This window comes from Mycobacterium shigaense (assembly GCF_002356315.1).
Taxonomy (GTDB): domain Bacteria; phylum Actinomycetota; class Actinomycetes; order Mycobacteriales; family Mycobacteriaceae; genus Mycobacterium; species Mycobacterium shigaense.
In genome coordinates this window covers 4,938,963-4,953,074 of the sequence record NZ_AP018164.1, presented here as the reverse complement: position 1 = coordinate 4,953,074, position 14,112 = coordinate 4,938,963, and the positions used below count along the sequence as shown (strand labels likewise).

Genomic DNA, 14,112 nt, shown 5'->3' with positions numbered 1-14,112 from the left:
ACTCGAACGGACTAGGTCGGCCAGGTATGCACCGGTTCGTTGGAATGCATGTGTTCGCAGTACCTGCGCAGCATCTCGGCCAGCGCGGCGGACCGCGTCATGCCGCCGTCCTGCAGCGCGTGCACCGTCGCCACCTGCCAGCCGGCCCCGTTGCGACCGGCCTTGGCGCGGCCCTCGATGACGCCGAGAAACCGGTCGCGTACTTCGGCGTCCACACCCCAACTGCGCAACCCCTCATGCGCCATCGGCAGCAAGGTGTCGAGCACCAACTCGGCCGCCGGCACGTCGCCCAGGCCCGGCCAGTGCAACCGGGCATCCATGCCGTTGCGCGCCGCCTCGAGGAAATTCGCCTGTGCCGCAGCGAAACTCATCTTGGCCCACAGCGGGTATTCGGCGGCGGACAGAGTCCGCAGCATGCCGTAGTGGAACGCTGAGTTGGCCAGCATGTCGACGACGGTCGGCCCGGCAGGCAGCACCCGGTTCTCCAGCCGCAGATGGGGACGGCCGTCGAAAACGTCGTAAACCGGCCGATTCCAGCGGTACACGGTGCCGTTGTGCAGGCGCAACTCGGCGAGGTGCGGGATGCGACCGGCGGCCAGCTCGGCGACCGGATCCTCGTCGGACAACTCGGGCAGCAGCGAGGGAAAGTAGCGGATGTTCTCTTCGAACAGGTCCAGGACGGAGTTGATCCAGCGCTCGCCGAACCATACCCGCGGCCGCACACCCTGCGTCTGCAGCTCCTCGGGCCGGGTGTCGGTGGACTGCGCGAACACCTCGATCCGCGTCTCGGCCCACAGCTCGTGACCGAAGAAGTAGGGCGAGTTGGCGCCCAGCGCCAGCTGCGGGCCGGCGATCACCTGGGCCGCATTCCAGCTGGGCGCGAAATCGTCGGGCGCCAGCTGCAAGTGCAATTGCATGCTTGTGCAAGCTGATTCGGGCGCGATCGAGGTGGCCTGCCAGCTCAGCGGTTCCGGACCGGAGATCTGGATCGGGATGTCCTCGCCGCGGGCATTGAAGATCGAGTCGTTGAGCGCGGCGTATCTGACCGATTCGCTCATCCAGTCGGAGTTGAAATGTTCGGGCATCAAAGTGGGCAGGATGCCGATCATCACGATGTGTGCCCCGCCCGCGCTCGCCTTGACCTCGGCGTCGTTGAGGCTGGCTCGCACCTCAGCTTCCAGATCCAGCCCGGTATGTCCGGGCAGCGGCCGGGGCGGCACATTGAATTCGATGTTGTAGGCGCCTAATTCGGTCTGATAGGCCGGATCCGCGATGGCATCCAGCACATATCTGTTGGACATGGCGGGCTGGTAGTCGGCGTCGACGAGGTTGCATTCGATCTCCATGCCGGTGAGCGGCCGATCGGAGTCGAACCGTGCCTGGGCCAGCAACGTCTCGAAGACGTTCAGACTCAGCTGCACCTTGCGCCGGTATTCCCGCCGATGTTCACGGTCATACGTGGTGCGCTTGACCTCTTCGCCCACAACGCCGATGCAACAGGTTTACCGGCGGTTACGCAAGGGTGACGGTCCGACTGGCGTAGCCGCCCTCCCGCAGACGCGGTGGTCGGGTAGACCATCATGGACGGTGAAGTGTCACAGCTCACTACCCAGGAGCAACCATTGGCCTCGTCCGGAGAATTCATTGCCGCCATCGACCAGGGCACTACCAGCACGCGCTGCATGATTTTTGATCACGACGGCGCTGAGGTCGCTCGTCACCAGCTCGAGCACGAGCAGATCATGCCCCGCGCCGGCTGGGTCGAGCACAACCCGATCGAGATCTGGGAACGCACCTCCTCGGTGCTGATGTCGGTGCTGAACTCGGTCAATTTTTCGACGAAAGATATTGCGGCCCTGGGTATTACCAATCAGCGCGAGACCACGCTGGTGTGGAACCGGCGCAGCGGACGGCCGTACTGCAATGCCATCGTCTGGCAGGACACCCGCACCGACCGCATCGCGTCGGCGCTGGAGCGGGATGGCCGCGGCGACGTGATCCGTCGCAAGGCGGGCCTGCCGCCGGCCACCTATTTCGCCGGCGGGAAGCTGCAGTGGATTCTGGAAAACGTCGACGGGGTGCGCGAGGCGGCCGAAAGCGGTGACGCCCTGTTCGGCACCGCCGACAGCTGGGTGTTGTGGAATCTGACTGGCGGGGCGCGGGGCGGCGTGCACGTCACCGACGTCACCAACGCCAGCCGCACGATGTTGATGGACCTCGAGACGCTCGACTGGGACGACGAGCTGCTGTCCTTCTTCTCCATTCCGCGCCAGATGTTGCCGGCGATCGCGTCGTCGTCGCCGCGGCAGCCTTACGGCCTCACCGAGGGCAGCGGGCCGCTGGGCGGCGAAGTGCCCATCACCGGGGTCCTCGGCGATCAGCATGCGGCGATGGTCGGGCAGGTGTGTCTGTCCGCGGGACAGGCGAAAAATACCTACGGCACCGGCAATTTCCTGCTGCTCAACACCGGCGAGTCGATCGTGCGGTCACAGAACGGGCTGCTGACCACCGTCTGCTATCAGTTCGGCGATGCCAAACCCGTCTACGCCCTCGAGGGTTCGATCGCGGTGACCGGCTCGGCGGTGCAATGGCTGCGCGATCAGCTGGGCATCATCAGCGGTGCCGCGCAAAGCGAGTGGCTGGCAAGCCAAGTCGAGGACAACGGCGGGGTGTACTTCGTCCCCGCGTTCTCCGGCCTGTTCGCCCCATATTGGCGATCCGACGCCCGCGGCGCGATCGTGGGGTTGTCGCGGTTCAACACCAACGCACATCTGGCCCGCGCGACGCTGGAGGCGATCTGCTACCAGAGCCGCGACGTGGTGGATGCGATGGCCGCGGATTCCGGTGTGCACCTTGAGGTTTTGAAGGTCGATGGCGGCATCACCAACAACGAGCTGTGCATGCAGATTCAGGCCGACGTGCTGGGGGTGGACGTGGTACGGCCGGTGGTCGCCGAGACCACCGCGCTGGGTGCGGCCTATGCGGCCGGGCTGGCGGTCGGATTCTGGGCCGACCCGTCCGACCTGCGGGCGAACTGGCAGGAGGACAAGCGGTGGACGCCACAGTGGGGCGACGAGCAGCGCGCCGCGGGATATGCGGGCTGGCGCAAGGCGGTGCAGCGAACGCTCGACTGGGTCGACGTGTCGTAGCACGCGAGAACGCCCGCCGGCAGCCGTGCCGGCGGGCGTTCCGCTCGTGATCAGTCCTCGCCGAGGATGCCGTAGATCTCGCGCCGCGCGTTGTTGACGATGTCGACGATGCGCTGCTGTTGCTCGGGGGTGGCGGCGTGGGCGGATTGCCCGACCGCCCCGAACAATTGGCCGACGGCCGCGCGCAGGTTCAGCTGCCCGGGGTCTACGCCTTCGGCGATCTCGTCCCACGGCGGGGTTTCGATCTTCTCGGCGGCCGCGCGACCCTCCTCGGTCAGCTCGAAAAGCTTCTTGCTGCCGTCGGTTTCGGTCGCCGAGATCAGGCCTTCATCGGTCAGCAACTGCAGGGTCGGGTAGACCGAGCCGGGGCTGGGCCGCCAGATTCCGTTGCTGCGCTCGGCGATCTGCTGAATCATCTCGTAACCGTGCATCGGCTGCTCGGCCAGCAGCGTCAAGATCGCCGCACGCACGTCTCCGCGCCGTCCACGGTTGTGCCCGCCGCGCCGGCCTCCGCCGCGCCGCCGGCCGCCGGGGCCGAAACCGAAGCCCGGACCGAAACCCGGACCGAAACCCGGACCGAAGCCGGGTCCGAAACTCGGTCCGAAGCCCTCGTCACGGCCGTGGTCGCGCAGGTGCTCGCGGAATTCCCGACGGGCATGCCGCTTGGCGTCGTGCAGCGCACGCCGTTGGGCGGCAGGGCCGGGGCCGAAGCCAAATCCGGGCCGTGCGGCGAAGGGGCCGTCGGGGGGAGTGAATGGGTTGCTCATGTTTGTAGTCCTCACGTTTTAGGGGGGTAGCGCCCCGGGATGGGCGCTTCGGAATATCACGATATATCGAAAACTAACGTGATGCAACGTGTTATTTCGGATGGGTCAGGCGACAGTCCCGCGAAAAGCACCCTGAGCTGCATCAACGTGGCCCGTTTTCCACTTTGAGGCGACGGGTACAGGGAACGAGATGAACGCTGACAAGTCCAACGTGACGTTCGAAAGCCACCCCCACACGACGGACCCGGCGCGCAGCGAGACCGACCGGAACGCGCAGACCTGGCCGTGGGTCAACTGGGGTCTGGCGTTGTCGACCATGCCGGCCGCTGCGATCGTGATGCTGTTCGCGCTCGGCGCGGTGATGAGCACCGACGGCTGCACCGGCGGAAATTGTCCCAACCTTGGCCGCGGGGGAATCGACTTCGGTATCGCGTTTTACGGCGCGCCGCTGGTGGCTTTCGTAATCATCGTCATCTCGTTTTTCACGGCGAAGCGCCGTAAGGGCGTGGTGGTGCCACTGTGCGGGTGGGCGCTGTTGATAGCTGACGTCGCCTTGATGGCGGCAAGTGTCACCGGGTAACTCACGATCGATTAATGTGGCGGCGCAAAACCTTCCGGATTCTGCGGCGGCCACGGCGACGCCTGCGTCGCTTGTTGGCCCGGCCATGCGGCGGGCGGAGGCCAAGGAGTGGGCCCCTGCGGCGGCATCGGTGGACGTAGCCGCGCCAGCTCCCGGCGGTGCCGCTCGGCGAGCACGGCCGCCAGCACCAGTTCCGGCGGCGCACCGGGCGGGGGCGGTGGGGCGATCCGGGACACCACGTCGCCAGCGATGCGGTAGGCCATCTGCTGGCGCAGCCGGCGATCGAGTTGTGCTGCTCGGGAGAGGAATTGGCGTGCAACTTCGGCCTGGCCGGCATCCAGGCCCGACAGTTGCAGCGAAGACGCCCACCAGGCCAGCGACGGCGGCATCATCGGCGGCGGCGCCGGCCGCGGCGTGCGTTCGCTCACGACGATGGTGCCGGCGAAGATGTCGCCGATGCGTTTGGCCCTCGGCGACAGGATGCTGCTGATGACCGCGGGGCTGCCCAGGAACATCCAGATCTCGACCACCGCGGCCAGCGCGCGAAACAGGGCCTGCCGGAAGCGTTCTGGGCCACCGTCGTCGGCGACCACCCGCAGGCCCATCACCATCTTGCCCACCGAGCGTCCCCGCGTGGCGGTCTCGAATATCAGGGGATACCCGATGATCACCAGCACGGTGAAGACGATCAGCACGGCCGCGCTCAGCGCCTCGTCGAATTGCGTCAGCGTCGCCGCCCACAGCAGCAGCCCGAGGACGTAGCAGAAGAAGATCACCGTGATGTCGATCAGGGCGCTCACCGCCCGCACCGGCAACTGGGCGATCTGCACATCGAGCACCACGGCGTCCCCGGTCACCACCTCCGACATAACACCGAACGGTACAGGTTGGCCGGGTCCCGTCGGTGGCGTCCAGCTACCTCGCATCTGCGATTAGGCTGCCCAGGGTGGACGTCGACGCATTCGTGCTGGCCCATCGCGGGACCTGGGACCGGCTGGAGCAGTTGGTCAAGAAGCGCAGGTCGCTGACCGGTGCCGAGATAGACGAACTCGTCGAGCTTTATCAGCGGGTGTCCACCCACCTGTCGACGCTGCGCTCGGCCAGCACGATCGGGTCGGACTCGGTGATGATCGGCCGGCTCTCGAGCCTGATCGCGCGCGCCCGCTCCGCGGTGACGGGCGCCCACGCACCGGTCACCAGTGCGTTCGTCCGGTTCTGGACGGTGTCGTTTCCGGTGGTCGCCTACCGGGCATGGCGCTGGTGGTTGGGCTCCGCGGTGGCCTTCTTCGCCGTCGTGGTGGTGATCGCGTTCTGGGTGGCCGGCAACCCGGAGGTCCAGTCCGCCATCGGAACACCAAGTGACATCGATCAATTGATCAATCATGACGTCTCGTCGTACTACAGCGAACACCCGGCCGCGGCGTTCGCGCTGCAGGTTTGGGTGAACAACTCGTGGGTGGCCGCTCAATGCATCGCGCTCGCTGTGCTGCTCGGCCTGCCGATCCCGTTCGTGTTGTTCCAGAACGCCGCCAACGTCGGGGTGATCGCGGGCCTGATGTTTCCGGCCGGCAAGGGCGGCCTGCTGCTGGGACTGCTGCTTCCGCACGGGTTGCTCGAGCTGACGGCGGTGTTCCTGGCCGCCGCGGCGGGGATGCGGCTGGGTTGGTCGGTGATCTCTCCCGGAGACCGCCCCCGCGGCCAGGTACTTGCCGAGCAGGGCCGGGCTGTGGTGTCGGTCGCGGTGGGACTCGTGGGCGTGCTGCTGATCTCGGGCCTGATCGAAGCGCTGGTGACACCGTCGTCGTTGCCGACGTTCGCCCGGGTCGGCATCGGCATCGTCGCCGAGGCGGCATTCCTGTCCTACATCGTCTACTTTGGCCGCCGCGCCGCCAAGGTGGGGGAGACCGGCGACATCGAGGACGCGCCCGACGTCGTCCCGACGCATTAAGCTCCAGTTGCCCGGAAAGTTACAGCCGCCCAGTCGCTTTCATCGCCAGATAACGATCGGCCAGCGCCGGTGCGAGCTCGGAGGGCGGGGCATCGACGACTTCCACCCCGCTGCGGCGCAGCCGGGTCGCGATCGCGCTGCGGTCGTTGCGGGACCGCTCGGCGGCGGCGGCGTCATAGACCGCGGCCGCATCCGACCGGCCCGCAGCCATCTGGTCTACCCGCGGATCGGCGACCGCGGCGAGCATCACGTGGTGCCTGGACGATAACTGCGGCAGCACCGGCAGCAGTCCCTCGTCGAGGGCGGTCGCGTTGAGGTCGGTCAGCAGCACCACCAGCGACCGTCGCCGGGTGCGCCGGGCGATGGCGGCAACCATTGTCCGCCAATCCGATTCGACCAGCGTCGGCTGCAGCGGTGCCATCGCCTCGACCAGCTGCGCAAGCAGCTCGGTGCGGGAGGCGCCGAACACGCCGGCCCGGCTCACCCGGTCGTGGGCGAGGAAGTCGACGTGGTCGCCGGCCCGCGACGCGAGCGCGGCCAGCAGCAGTGCGGCGTCCATCGACCAGTCCAGGCGGGGCCACCCCGCGGGATCGGCGGCGGTCGGATCGACCCCCACCCGTCCGGCCGCCATGCGCCCGGTGTCGAGCACGATCACCACGCGCCGGTCGCGTTCGGGCCGCCACGTACGCACCATGACGTCGGCGCGCCGCGCGGTGGCCCGCCAATCGATGGAGCGCACGTCGTCACCGACGACATATTCGCGCAGCGAGTCGAATTCGGTACCCTGCCCCCGGATCAGCGTCGGCAACAGCCCGTCGATCTCGCGCAGTTTGGCCAGCCGCGACGGCAAATGCTTGCGGGACAAAAACGGCGGCAGCACCCGCAGCTGCCCGGGCACGGACTGCGAACTCTGTCGCCCGGCCAGTCCGAGCGGGCCGATCGAGCGGGCCGTGACCACCGCCGCCCGCTGATCGCCGCGTCGAACCGGGCGCAGCTGTGTCTGGACCTGCTGCCGCTGCCCGGCGGCAATGCGGACCGGGTGGATGCGCGGTTCGGCGCGCGCGCTGGGCGGCCAGGCGTCGCGGATCTGGCCGCGAAAGCCTCGCCGCCCGTCGTTGTGGACCAGCAGAGTGGCGCCCACCTGCTGGCCGAGCCGAACGGAGGTGTCCGGCGAGCGGGTGTAGCTCAGCCTGCGCGGGCTGGCCGCGAGCGCGATGTCGATCGCCAGCACCGCCGTCAGCGCAAGCAACAGCATCACGAAAGCCCTTGCCGGCCATGGGGAGAGCGCGATCGGAAGGACGCAGATCAGCGCCAGCAGGCCGGTGCGGCCGGTGAGGATCACTAGCGGGGCACCGGAACCGACGCCAGGATTCCGTCCAGCACGCCGTCCGGCGTGGCACCCTCCAGCTCGGCCTCGGGACGCAGCATCACCCGGTGCCGCAGCGTCGGGCGCGCCATGGCCTTGACGTCGTCGGGGGTGACGTAGTTGCGGCCGGACAGCCATGCCCAGGACCGGGCGGTGCCCAGCAGGGCTGTCGCGCCCCGGGGCGACACACCCAGTTGCAGTGCGGGCGACGAGCGGGTGGCGCCGACGATGTCGACGATGTAGCCGAGCACCTCGTCGCCGACCAGAACCTGTTGCACGGCTTGGCGACCCGCGGCCAGCTCGGCGGCCCCGGCCACCGGCTGGATGTCGGACAGATCGCGGGGATCGAAGCCGTGCGCGTGGCGGCCGAGGATGGCGATCTCCGAATCACGGGACGGCAGCGTCACATTCAGCTTCAGCAGGAAGCGGTCCAGCTGGGCCTCGGGCAACTGGTAGGTGCCTTCGTATTCGATCGGGTTCTGCGTCGCGGCGACGATGAACGGGTCGGGCAGCGGCCGGGGTTCGCCGTCGACGGTGACCTGACGCTCCTCCATCGCCTCGAGCAGCGCGGCCTGTGTTTTCGGTGGGGTGCGGTTGATCTCGTCGGCCAGCAGCAGATTGGTGAACACCGGGCCGGCCCGGAAGGTGAACACGGCGCTGCGCGTGTCGTACACCAGCGAGCCCGTGACGTCGCCGGGCATCAGGTCGGGGGTGAACTGCACCCGCTTGAATTCCAGTTGCAGGGCGGCCGCCAGCGCGCGGATCAGCAGCGTCTTCGCCACTCCCGGAACACCTTCCAACAGCACGTGGCCGCGGCACAGCAGCGCGATCACCAAGCCGCTGACGACGCCTTCCTGCCCGACGACGGCCTTGGCGAGTTCGCCGCGCAATGCCAGCAGGGCGTCGCGCGCCGATTCAGCGGTGGGGGTGGAGTCCGCAGACGGGTGAGTCACGAGTGGGCGACCTGCCTTTCGATTTCGTCGAGCGCGCGGGCGAGTTGGAGCAAGTCGTGGTCGGTGGCCGGGGGCGGGCCGAACAGCTGGTAGGAAACCGATCCCGCATCGGTTCCGCTGCGCTGGGCCACGGTCGCCACCACTGCCTGCGCCGGCGCCTGGGCGCCCAGGCCGAGGCGGGGCAGCAGGCGGTGCATCGTCGCGGTGCGCAGCGCCTGGGCCGCGCGGTCGCGGGCCCGGCGAGATCGGTACAGCCGGCCGCGGCCCTCCACTGTTTCCGACGCACGAACCACGACGGGCAGCGGCTCGGCGACCAGAGGCCCGGGCCGGCGGCCCTTCCACACGGCCACGAGTAGCACGACCAGCCAGAGCTGCCAGACCACCCATATCACGTTGTCCGGAATCAGATCTGAAAGCGATGCGGTGGAAGACCTTTCGCCTTCGACGCGATGAGGTGCATACCAGATGAGGCGGGGTCGATCGCCCGCGAGGTTCATCGCCAGTGCGGCGTTGCCGGCCTGCACCAGGCCGCCGTTGGTCATGAAGTTCGTGTTGCCCACCGCCGTGATCGTGCGCCCGCCGTCCCGATACCGGATCAGCACGCCGTCGTAACATGTGGTGACGGTTCGATCCTTGCCGGTCTGGTAGCTGTCACTCGGGCCGAAACGTACCGATCCGGCTCGAGTGGCTTCGCGCAGAGTGCAATTCGGGTTGATGTCGAAATCGCTGGATGGCGAGATGCGCACGCCCGGCAGCAGTGCCGCACGGGCTCGCACGGTCGGTTCGACCAGCAGTAGGTCGCCGGGGGCTCTCGCCAGGCGGTCCAGCAGGCTGTCGTCGGTCAGGTACTGGCTCTGCGCCATCAGGATCAGCGTGTCGGGGCGTGCGGCCCGTTCGACGTCGGCGATGGTGTCGGCGACCACTATTTCGACGCCGCCGTCGTGCAACAGGGCCGTCAGTGCGTGGGCGCCATCGGGATCGGTAGCAGCGGGGTCCATTCGCCCGCCCGCCCGCGGCGCGGTCAGGTAGGTGCCGATCGCGGCGACGGCCGCGAGCACCAGCAGGGCCAGCACGACCCAGGTCCAGGACCGCCATCGCCCCGTGGCGCCCGCGGCTTGCGGTCGCCCCGCATCGGTGACCGTCATCGGACCTGTGCCCAGGAATCGACGGCGACGGGCTGCCCGGCGGCCGACGCAGTGCCCGGGATGCGCGAGCGCAGGTGATCGTCCAGGTCGACGATCATCTGGTAGGCGGCCTGGGTCCCGGGCTGTTGGCCGTAGGTGACGTCGTTGAACGTCGTTGCAGCCCTGGACAACTCGGAGGCCAGGTGGGGCAGCACCGCGCCGGCGGCGGTGGCGAGCTCGTTGGCGGTGCGCCCCGGTAGCGGTTCGAGCACGCCCGTCTCTTCGAGTTGACGAGCCACCGCCCGCAGTCGGTGCCGGATGGCAGCGGCCCAATTTGTCTCGGCGGCAGAGTTTTCGGCGATCGCGCGATGCTGCGCCGCGGTGAGTTCGGCGGCCTCGAACAGCAGGTAGTCCGCGCCGCCGCGCCGGGTGCGCATGGTCCGCCGGGCGATGCGGACGGCGACGATCACCGCGATGACGAGCAGGATCAGCAACACCGTTGCGGTGAACCAGCCGCCGGGGATCGTCGAAGTCTGCTGCAGCAGCCGGTACACCAGTTCGTTGATCCAGTCCATGAACTGTTGCCACGCGGAGGCTTTGGAATAGATCGGCTTGTCGAGCTCGGTTTGTGCGGCCTGGTGCGCGGCATCGCGGTCGATGTCGATAGAGGGCACTGTCAGTTAATCCTCGCTCAGCCTGCGAAAGGCCGGGTAAGCCAGAGGTTGTCGGTCGACGAGTCGGCGCTGGGGCCGCCGGCGGCGCCGCTCTGCAGCACGAGGTCGAATGCCTCGGCACGCATCCGGCGGTCGGTGTAGAGCAGCACGATGACGCCGGCGTTGAACGGCGCCGTGATGATCTGTCCGATCGCCCCACCGATGGCGGCGATCGTGGTGCCGGCGAGCAGCATTGCGGTCGATGCCTCCCCGATCATCATCACCTGGCTGACGATGCTGAACGGCGCGGCGACGGCGGCCGAGATGACGGCGGCCACGATATGGGTCAGTACCCGGATGCCCAGCACCCGCCAGAAGCCGTGGCGCACCAGCGAGAAGGACCGGGTTACCGCCTCGATGACGGGGAGCCGTTCCAGCACGATCAGCACCGGTGCGAACAGCACCACGGTGTAGAGGTAGACCGCCAACACGAGCACGGCGAGCGTCAGCGGGATACCCAGCAGCACCGCCGCGACGCCGCCCGCGACCGCTGCGAGCACGGCGATGAGCACCACCACCAGCCCGACCAGGGCCGCCAGCACCGCCGCTTCCAGGAACGCCAGGCCGAGCAGGGGGAGCAGCCGCCCGCGAATCTTGGCCCAGGTCTCGCCGATGGTGATCGACGAACCGAAGACCGCGCGCCCGACGATGACGGTGAGCATGCCGGACAGCAGCATGCTGCCCAGCCAGGTGACCAGCATGCTGCCGGACACCGACGCCAAATACCCGCCCAGGACGCCGAAGTTCGGCCGGTCCGGCTGTTCGCTGGCCATCCGGCCGTACGCGGCCAGCGGTCCGGCGGTGGCGGCCAGCGTAATGACCTGCATGGCCACCACGACCAGCACCGTCAGGCCCAGCGTCGCCTTCGGATTGGTGCGGATGTAGCCGACGGCGCCGTTGAAGATCTCGCTCAGGGTCAGCGGCCGCAGCGGGATGATCCCGGGTTTGAGCGCCGACGGGCCCGGCCCCGGACCATACCCGGGTGGCGGGCCGTAGCCGGGTGGCGGGCCGTAGCCGGGTGGCGGGCGGTAGGCAGGGGGGCCATAGCCATGGCCGTAGCCGTAGCCGGGTGGCGGTCCATAGGGCGGCGGACCAACCGGATAGCCAGGCGGCTGTGCGCTCACCATGTCCGGCAGCCGTCGTCGTTCGTCATGGCTTCCATCCTGTCGGCGGCGGGGTCATTTCACAATCTTGGACAGTCTCGCGTCCCGCCCCGCTGGCCTGCACAGTCTCTCCGAATGCCGGTACGCGTAGCGTCTTGAGCATGGCGGAACTCAAATCCCGGATCAGGGCGGACCTGACCGAGGCAATGAAGGCCCAGGATAAGTTGCGGACGGCCACCCTACGCATGCTGTTGGCCGCGATCCAGACCGAGGAGGTCTCGGGCAAGCAAGCCAGGGAGCTCTCCGACGAGGAAGTTCTCAAGGTGCTGGCCAGAGAGGCCCGCAAGCGGGCCGAGTCGGCCGAGATCTACACCCAGAACGGCCGCGGCGAGCTGGCCGCCACCGAGCACGCCGAGGCCCGCGTCATCGACGAATACTTGCCCACGCCGCTGACCGAGGCCGAGCTGGCCGACGTCGTCGACACCGCCATCGCCCAGGTTGCCGAGGCGATCGGGGAACGCCCCGGGGTCAAGCAGATGGGCCAGGTCATGAAGGCCGCGACCGCGATCGCGGCCGGCAAGGCCGACGGCGCGCGGCTGTCGGCGGCGGTCAAAGAGCGCCTCTGACGATCGGGTTTGTGCGGGTGGCACCGGGGTAATCGACTGCGTATGACCAAGTTCGGCTACACCCTGATGACCGAGCAGAGCGGGCCCAAAGACCTTGTCCAGTACGCGGTTTCGGCTGAAGCGTGTGGATTCGACTTCGAGGTCTGCAGCGACCATTTCTCCCCGTGGCTGACGTCGCAAGGCCATGCACCCAACGCCTGGGCGGTACTGGGTGCCGTGGCACACGCCACCGAGCAGGTGGACCTCTACACGTATGTCACCTGCCCGACCATGCGCTATCACCCGGCCGTCGTCGCCCAACAGGCCGCCACCGTGCAGATCCTCGCCGACGGGCGGTTCACGCTCGGGCTGGGCAGCGGCGAAAACCTCAACGAACACGTCGTCGGCAGGGGTTGGCCGACGGTCGGGCAGCGCCAGGACATGCTGCGCGAGGCCATCAAGATCATCCACGAACTGTTCGGCGGCCGGCTGGTGAACTGGCGTGGCGACTACTTCCAGGTCGACTCCGCGCCCCTGTGGGACCTGCCGGACGTGCCGGTGGGCATCGGCGTCGCGATGAGCGGGGCGAACAGCGTCGAGAAGTTCGCCAAGCTCACCGACCACCTGATCGCGGTGCAACCGGACCGGGAATTGGTCGACGCCTGGCACGGCGCTCGGCAGGCCGCTAACGGCGCCGAAGGCGGACGGGTGGTCGGCCAGGTGCCGGTGTGCTGGGACCCTGACCGCGACACCGCGATCGCCCGCGCGCACGACCAGTTCCGGTGGTTCGGCGGGGGGTGGTCGGTCAATGCGGACCTGCCGACGCCGGCCGGCTTTGCGGGTGCGACGCAATTCGTCCGGCCGGAAGATGTCGCGGCGAGCATTCCGTGCGGGCCCGACCTGGGCGCGATCGTCGACGCGGTCCGCCCGTACTGGGAGGCCGGCTTCACTGACGTGGCGTTGATCCAGATCGGCGGCGACACGCAGGACCTATTTCTTTCCGAGGCCGCGGCCCCATTGCTGAAGGCATTGCGGGAAGCGTCGGCTTGATCCGTCGTTTGGCGTGAAGCGGAAGGGGCGCCGCCGACGCGGCGCCATCGCCGTCGCGGCGCTGTCGGGAACGGTGCTTTGGACTTGTATGTGGCAGTGCGCACTGTCCGCAACGGATCGATATAAGGGAGAAGACGATGTCAAAAGAATTGCAAGGCAAGCGAATCGCCATCTTGGCCGCCGATGGTGTGGAGAAGGTTGAACTCGAACAGCCGCGGGCGGCCCTGGAGGGAGCCGGTGCCCAGACGGAGATTCTTTCGTTGCGGCCCGGCGAGATCCAGGCGCGGGATCACGATCTGGAACCGGCGGGCGAGTTCAGGGTCGATCGAGCGGTCGCGGATGCGTCGGTCGGCGAGTTCGACGGGCTGGTGCTGCCCGGCGGCACGGTTAATCCGGACAAGCTGCGCGCCGACGAGTCGGCCGTCTCGTTTGTTCGCGAATTCGTCCAGTCCGGGAAGCCGGTCGCGGCGATCTGCCACGGGCCGTGGACGCTGGTGGAGGCGGGTGTGGCGACCGGTCGTACGCTGACGTCGTATCCGAGCATTCGCACCGACCTGCGCAATGCGGGCGCGAATGTCGTTGATGAGGAAGTCGTCGTGGACGGCAATCTGATTTCGAGTCGTTCGCCGTCGGACTTGCCCGCGTTTTGCTCGACGATCATCGCGCAATTCGCGCACGCCGCCGCGGGCTGACTTTCGCGAATCGCGGCTTCGTTTGGGGCACTGCATTGTGGGCACTATCCACGATGTGCCGT

General features: G+C 68.1%; 14 protein-coding genes. 6 read left to right on the top strand and 8 right to left on the bottom strand.

Annotated elements, in window-relative coordinates; genetic code table 11:
* Positions 1–11: 11 nt before the first annotated feature.
* Complete coding sequence (locus tag MSG_RS23330; protein WP_096443416.1) at positions 12–1,484, bottom strand: hypothetical protein; 1,473 nt, start codon at positions 1,482–1,484, stop codon at positions 12–14.
* A 138-nt stretch (positions 1,485–1,622) separates the two neighbouring features.
* On the opposite strand from MSG_RS23330, the gene glpK reads away from it, so the two are divergent.
* The gene (glpK, locus tag MSG_RS23325; RefSeq protein WP_096444758.1) at positions 1,623–3,149 is read left to right on the top strand and encodes a glycerol kinase GlpK; all 1,527 of its coding nucleotides are present in this window, start codon (positions 1,623–1,625) and stop codon (positions 3,147–3,149) included.
* 50 nt (positions 3,150–3,199) lie between these two features.
* Here the strand turns inward: glpK and MSG_RS23320 are convergent, their stop codons facing one another.
* Complete coding sequence (locus MSG_RS23320; protein WP_096443414.1) at positions 3,200–3,916, bottom strand: PadR family transcriptional regulator; 717 nt, start codon at positions 3,914–3,916, stop codon at positions 3,200–3,202.
* A 190-nt stretch (positions 3,917–4,106) separates the two neighbouring features.
* Here MSG_RS23320 and MSG_RS23315 point away from each other — a divergent pair, with 190 nt between their 5' ends.
* Positions 4,107–4,496 (top strand): hypothetical protein, encoded by a 390-nt coding sequence (locus MSG_RS23315; RefSeq protein WP_096443412.1) that lies wholly within the window; start codon positions 4,107–4,109, stop codon positions 4,494–4,496.
* Positions 4,497–4,507: 11 nt separating this feature from the next.
* Here the strand turns inward: MSG_RS23315 and MSG_RS23310 are convergent, their stop codons facing one another.
* Positions 4,508–5,365: an RDD family protein gene (locus MSG_RS23310; protein WP_096443410.1), complete on the bottom strand. Its 858-nt coding sequence runs from the start codon at positions 5,363–5,365 to the stop codon at positions 4,508–4,510.
* 77 nt (positions 5,366–5,442) lie between these two features.
* Between MSG_RS23310 and MSG_RS23305 the strand changes: the two genes are divergently transcribed.
* Positions 5,443–6,444, top strand: coding sequence for a stage II sporulation protein M (locus tag MSG_RS23305; protein ID WP_096443408.1), 1,002 nt, complete (start codon positions 5,443–5,445; stop codon positions 6,442–6,444).
* 19 nt (positions 6,445–6,463) lie between these two features.
* Here MSG_RS23305 and MSG_RS23300 read toward each other — a convergent pair whose 3' ends face one another.
* The 5 genes from MSG_RS23300 to MSG_RS23280 are packed head-to-tail and all read right to left on the bottom strand — an operon-like array spanning position 6,464 to position 11,727.
* Entirely contained in the window at positions 6,464–7,786 is a 1,323-nt protein-coding gene (locus MSG_RS23300) for a DUF58 domain-containing protein (protein WP_096443406.1), read from the bottom strand.
* A complete protein-coding gene (locus tag MSG_RS23295; RefSeq protein ID WP_096443404.1) occupies positions 7,786–8,763 on the bottom strand; it encodes an AAA family ATPase in 978 nt (325 codons plus the stop codon). The genes MSG_RS23300 and MSG_RS23295 overlap by 1 nt, the downstream gene beginning before the upstream one ends.
* Positions 8,760–9,908, bottom strand: coding sequence for a DUF4350 domain-containing protein (locus MSG_RS23290; protein ID WP_096443402.1), 1,149 nt, complete (start codon positions 9,906–9,908; stop codon positions 8,760–8,762). Before MSG_RS23290 ends, MSG_RS23295 begins: the two co-directional genes overlap by 4 nt.
* On the bottom strand, positions 9,905–10,561 hold the full coding sequence (locus MSG_RS23285; protein ID WP_096443400.1) for a DUF4129 domain-containing protein: 657 nt from the start codon (positions 10,559–10,561) through the stop codon (positions 9,905–9,907). Before MSG_RS23285 ends, MSG_RS23290 begins: the two co-directional genes overlap by 4 nt.
* A gap of 17 nt (positions 10,562–10,578) precedes the next feature.
* The gene (locus MSG_RS23280) at positions 10,579–11,727 is read right to left on the bottom strand and encodes a DUF7847 domain-containing protein (RefSeq protein ID WP_232011110.1); all 1,149 of its coding nucleotides are present in this window, start codon (positions 11,725–11,727) and stop codon (positions 10,579–10,581) included.
* Between the two features lie 137 nt (positions 11,728–11,864).
* Here MSG_RS23280 and MSG_RS23275 point away from each other — a divergent pair, with 137 nt between their 5' ends.
* From MSG_RS23275 to MSG_RS23265, 3 genes are all read left to right on the top strand, one after another.
* Entirely contained in the window at positions 11,865–12,329 is a 465-nt protein-coding gene (locus tag MSG_RS23275; RefSeq protein WP_096443398.1) for a GatB/YqeY domain-containing protein, read from the top strand.
* Between the two features lie 42 nt (positions 12,330–12,371).
* Entirely contained in the window at positions 12,372–13,358 is a 987-nt protein-coding gene (locus MSG_RS23270) for an LLM class F420-dependent oxidoreductase (RefSeq protein WP_096443396.1), read from the top strand.
* Between the two features lie 137 nt (positions 13,359–13,495).
* Positions 13,496–14,050: a type 1 glutamine amidotransferase domain-containing protein gene (locus tag MSG_RS23265; protein ID WP_096443394.1), complete on the top strand. Its 555-nt coding sequence runs from the start codon at positions 13,496–13,498 to the stop codon at positions 14,048–14,050.
* Positions 14,051–14,112 lie beyond the last annotated feature (62 nt).

What these genes read in the sequence shown, in the direction of transcription:
- MSG_RS23265 (WP_096443394.1), top strand. Translation starts at nt 13,496, where the DNA reads ATGTCAAAAGAATTGCAAGGCAAGCGAATCGCCATCTTGGCCGCCGAT.
- MSG_RS23290 (WP_096443402.1), bottom strand. Translation starts at nt 9,908, where the DNA reads ATGACGGTCACCGATGCGGGGCGACCGCAAGCCGCGGGCGCCACGGGG.
- MSG_RS23310 (WP_096443410.1), bottom strand. Translation starts at nt 5,365, where the DNA reads ATGTCGGAGGTGGTGACCGGGGACGCCGTGGTGCTCGATGTGCAGATC.
- MSG_RS23315 (WP_096443412.1), top strand. Translation starts at nt 4,107, where the DNA reads ATGAACGCTGACAAGTCCAACGTGACGTTCGAAAGCCACCCCCACACG.
- MSG_RS23270 (WP_096443396.1), top strand. Translation starts at nt 12,372, where the DNA reads ATGACCAAGTTCGGCTACACCCTGATGACCGAGCAGAGCGGGCCCAAA.
- MSG_RS23275 (WP_096443398.1), top strand. Translation starts at nt 11,865, where the DNA reads ATGGCGGAACTCAAATCCCGGATCAGGGCGGACCTGACCGAGGCAATG.
- MSG_RS23320 (WP_096443414.1), bottom strand. Translation starts at nt 3,916, where the DNA reads ATGAGCAACCCATTCACTCCCCCCGACGGCCCCTTCGCCGCACGGCCC.
- MSG_RS23280 (WP_232011110.1), bottom strand. Translation starts at nt 11,727, where the DNA reads ATGGTGAGCGCACAGCCGCCTGGCTATCCGGTTGGTCCGCCGCCCTAT.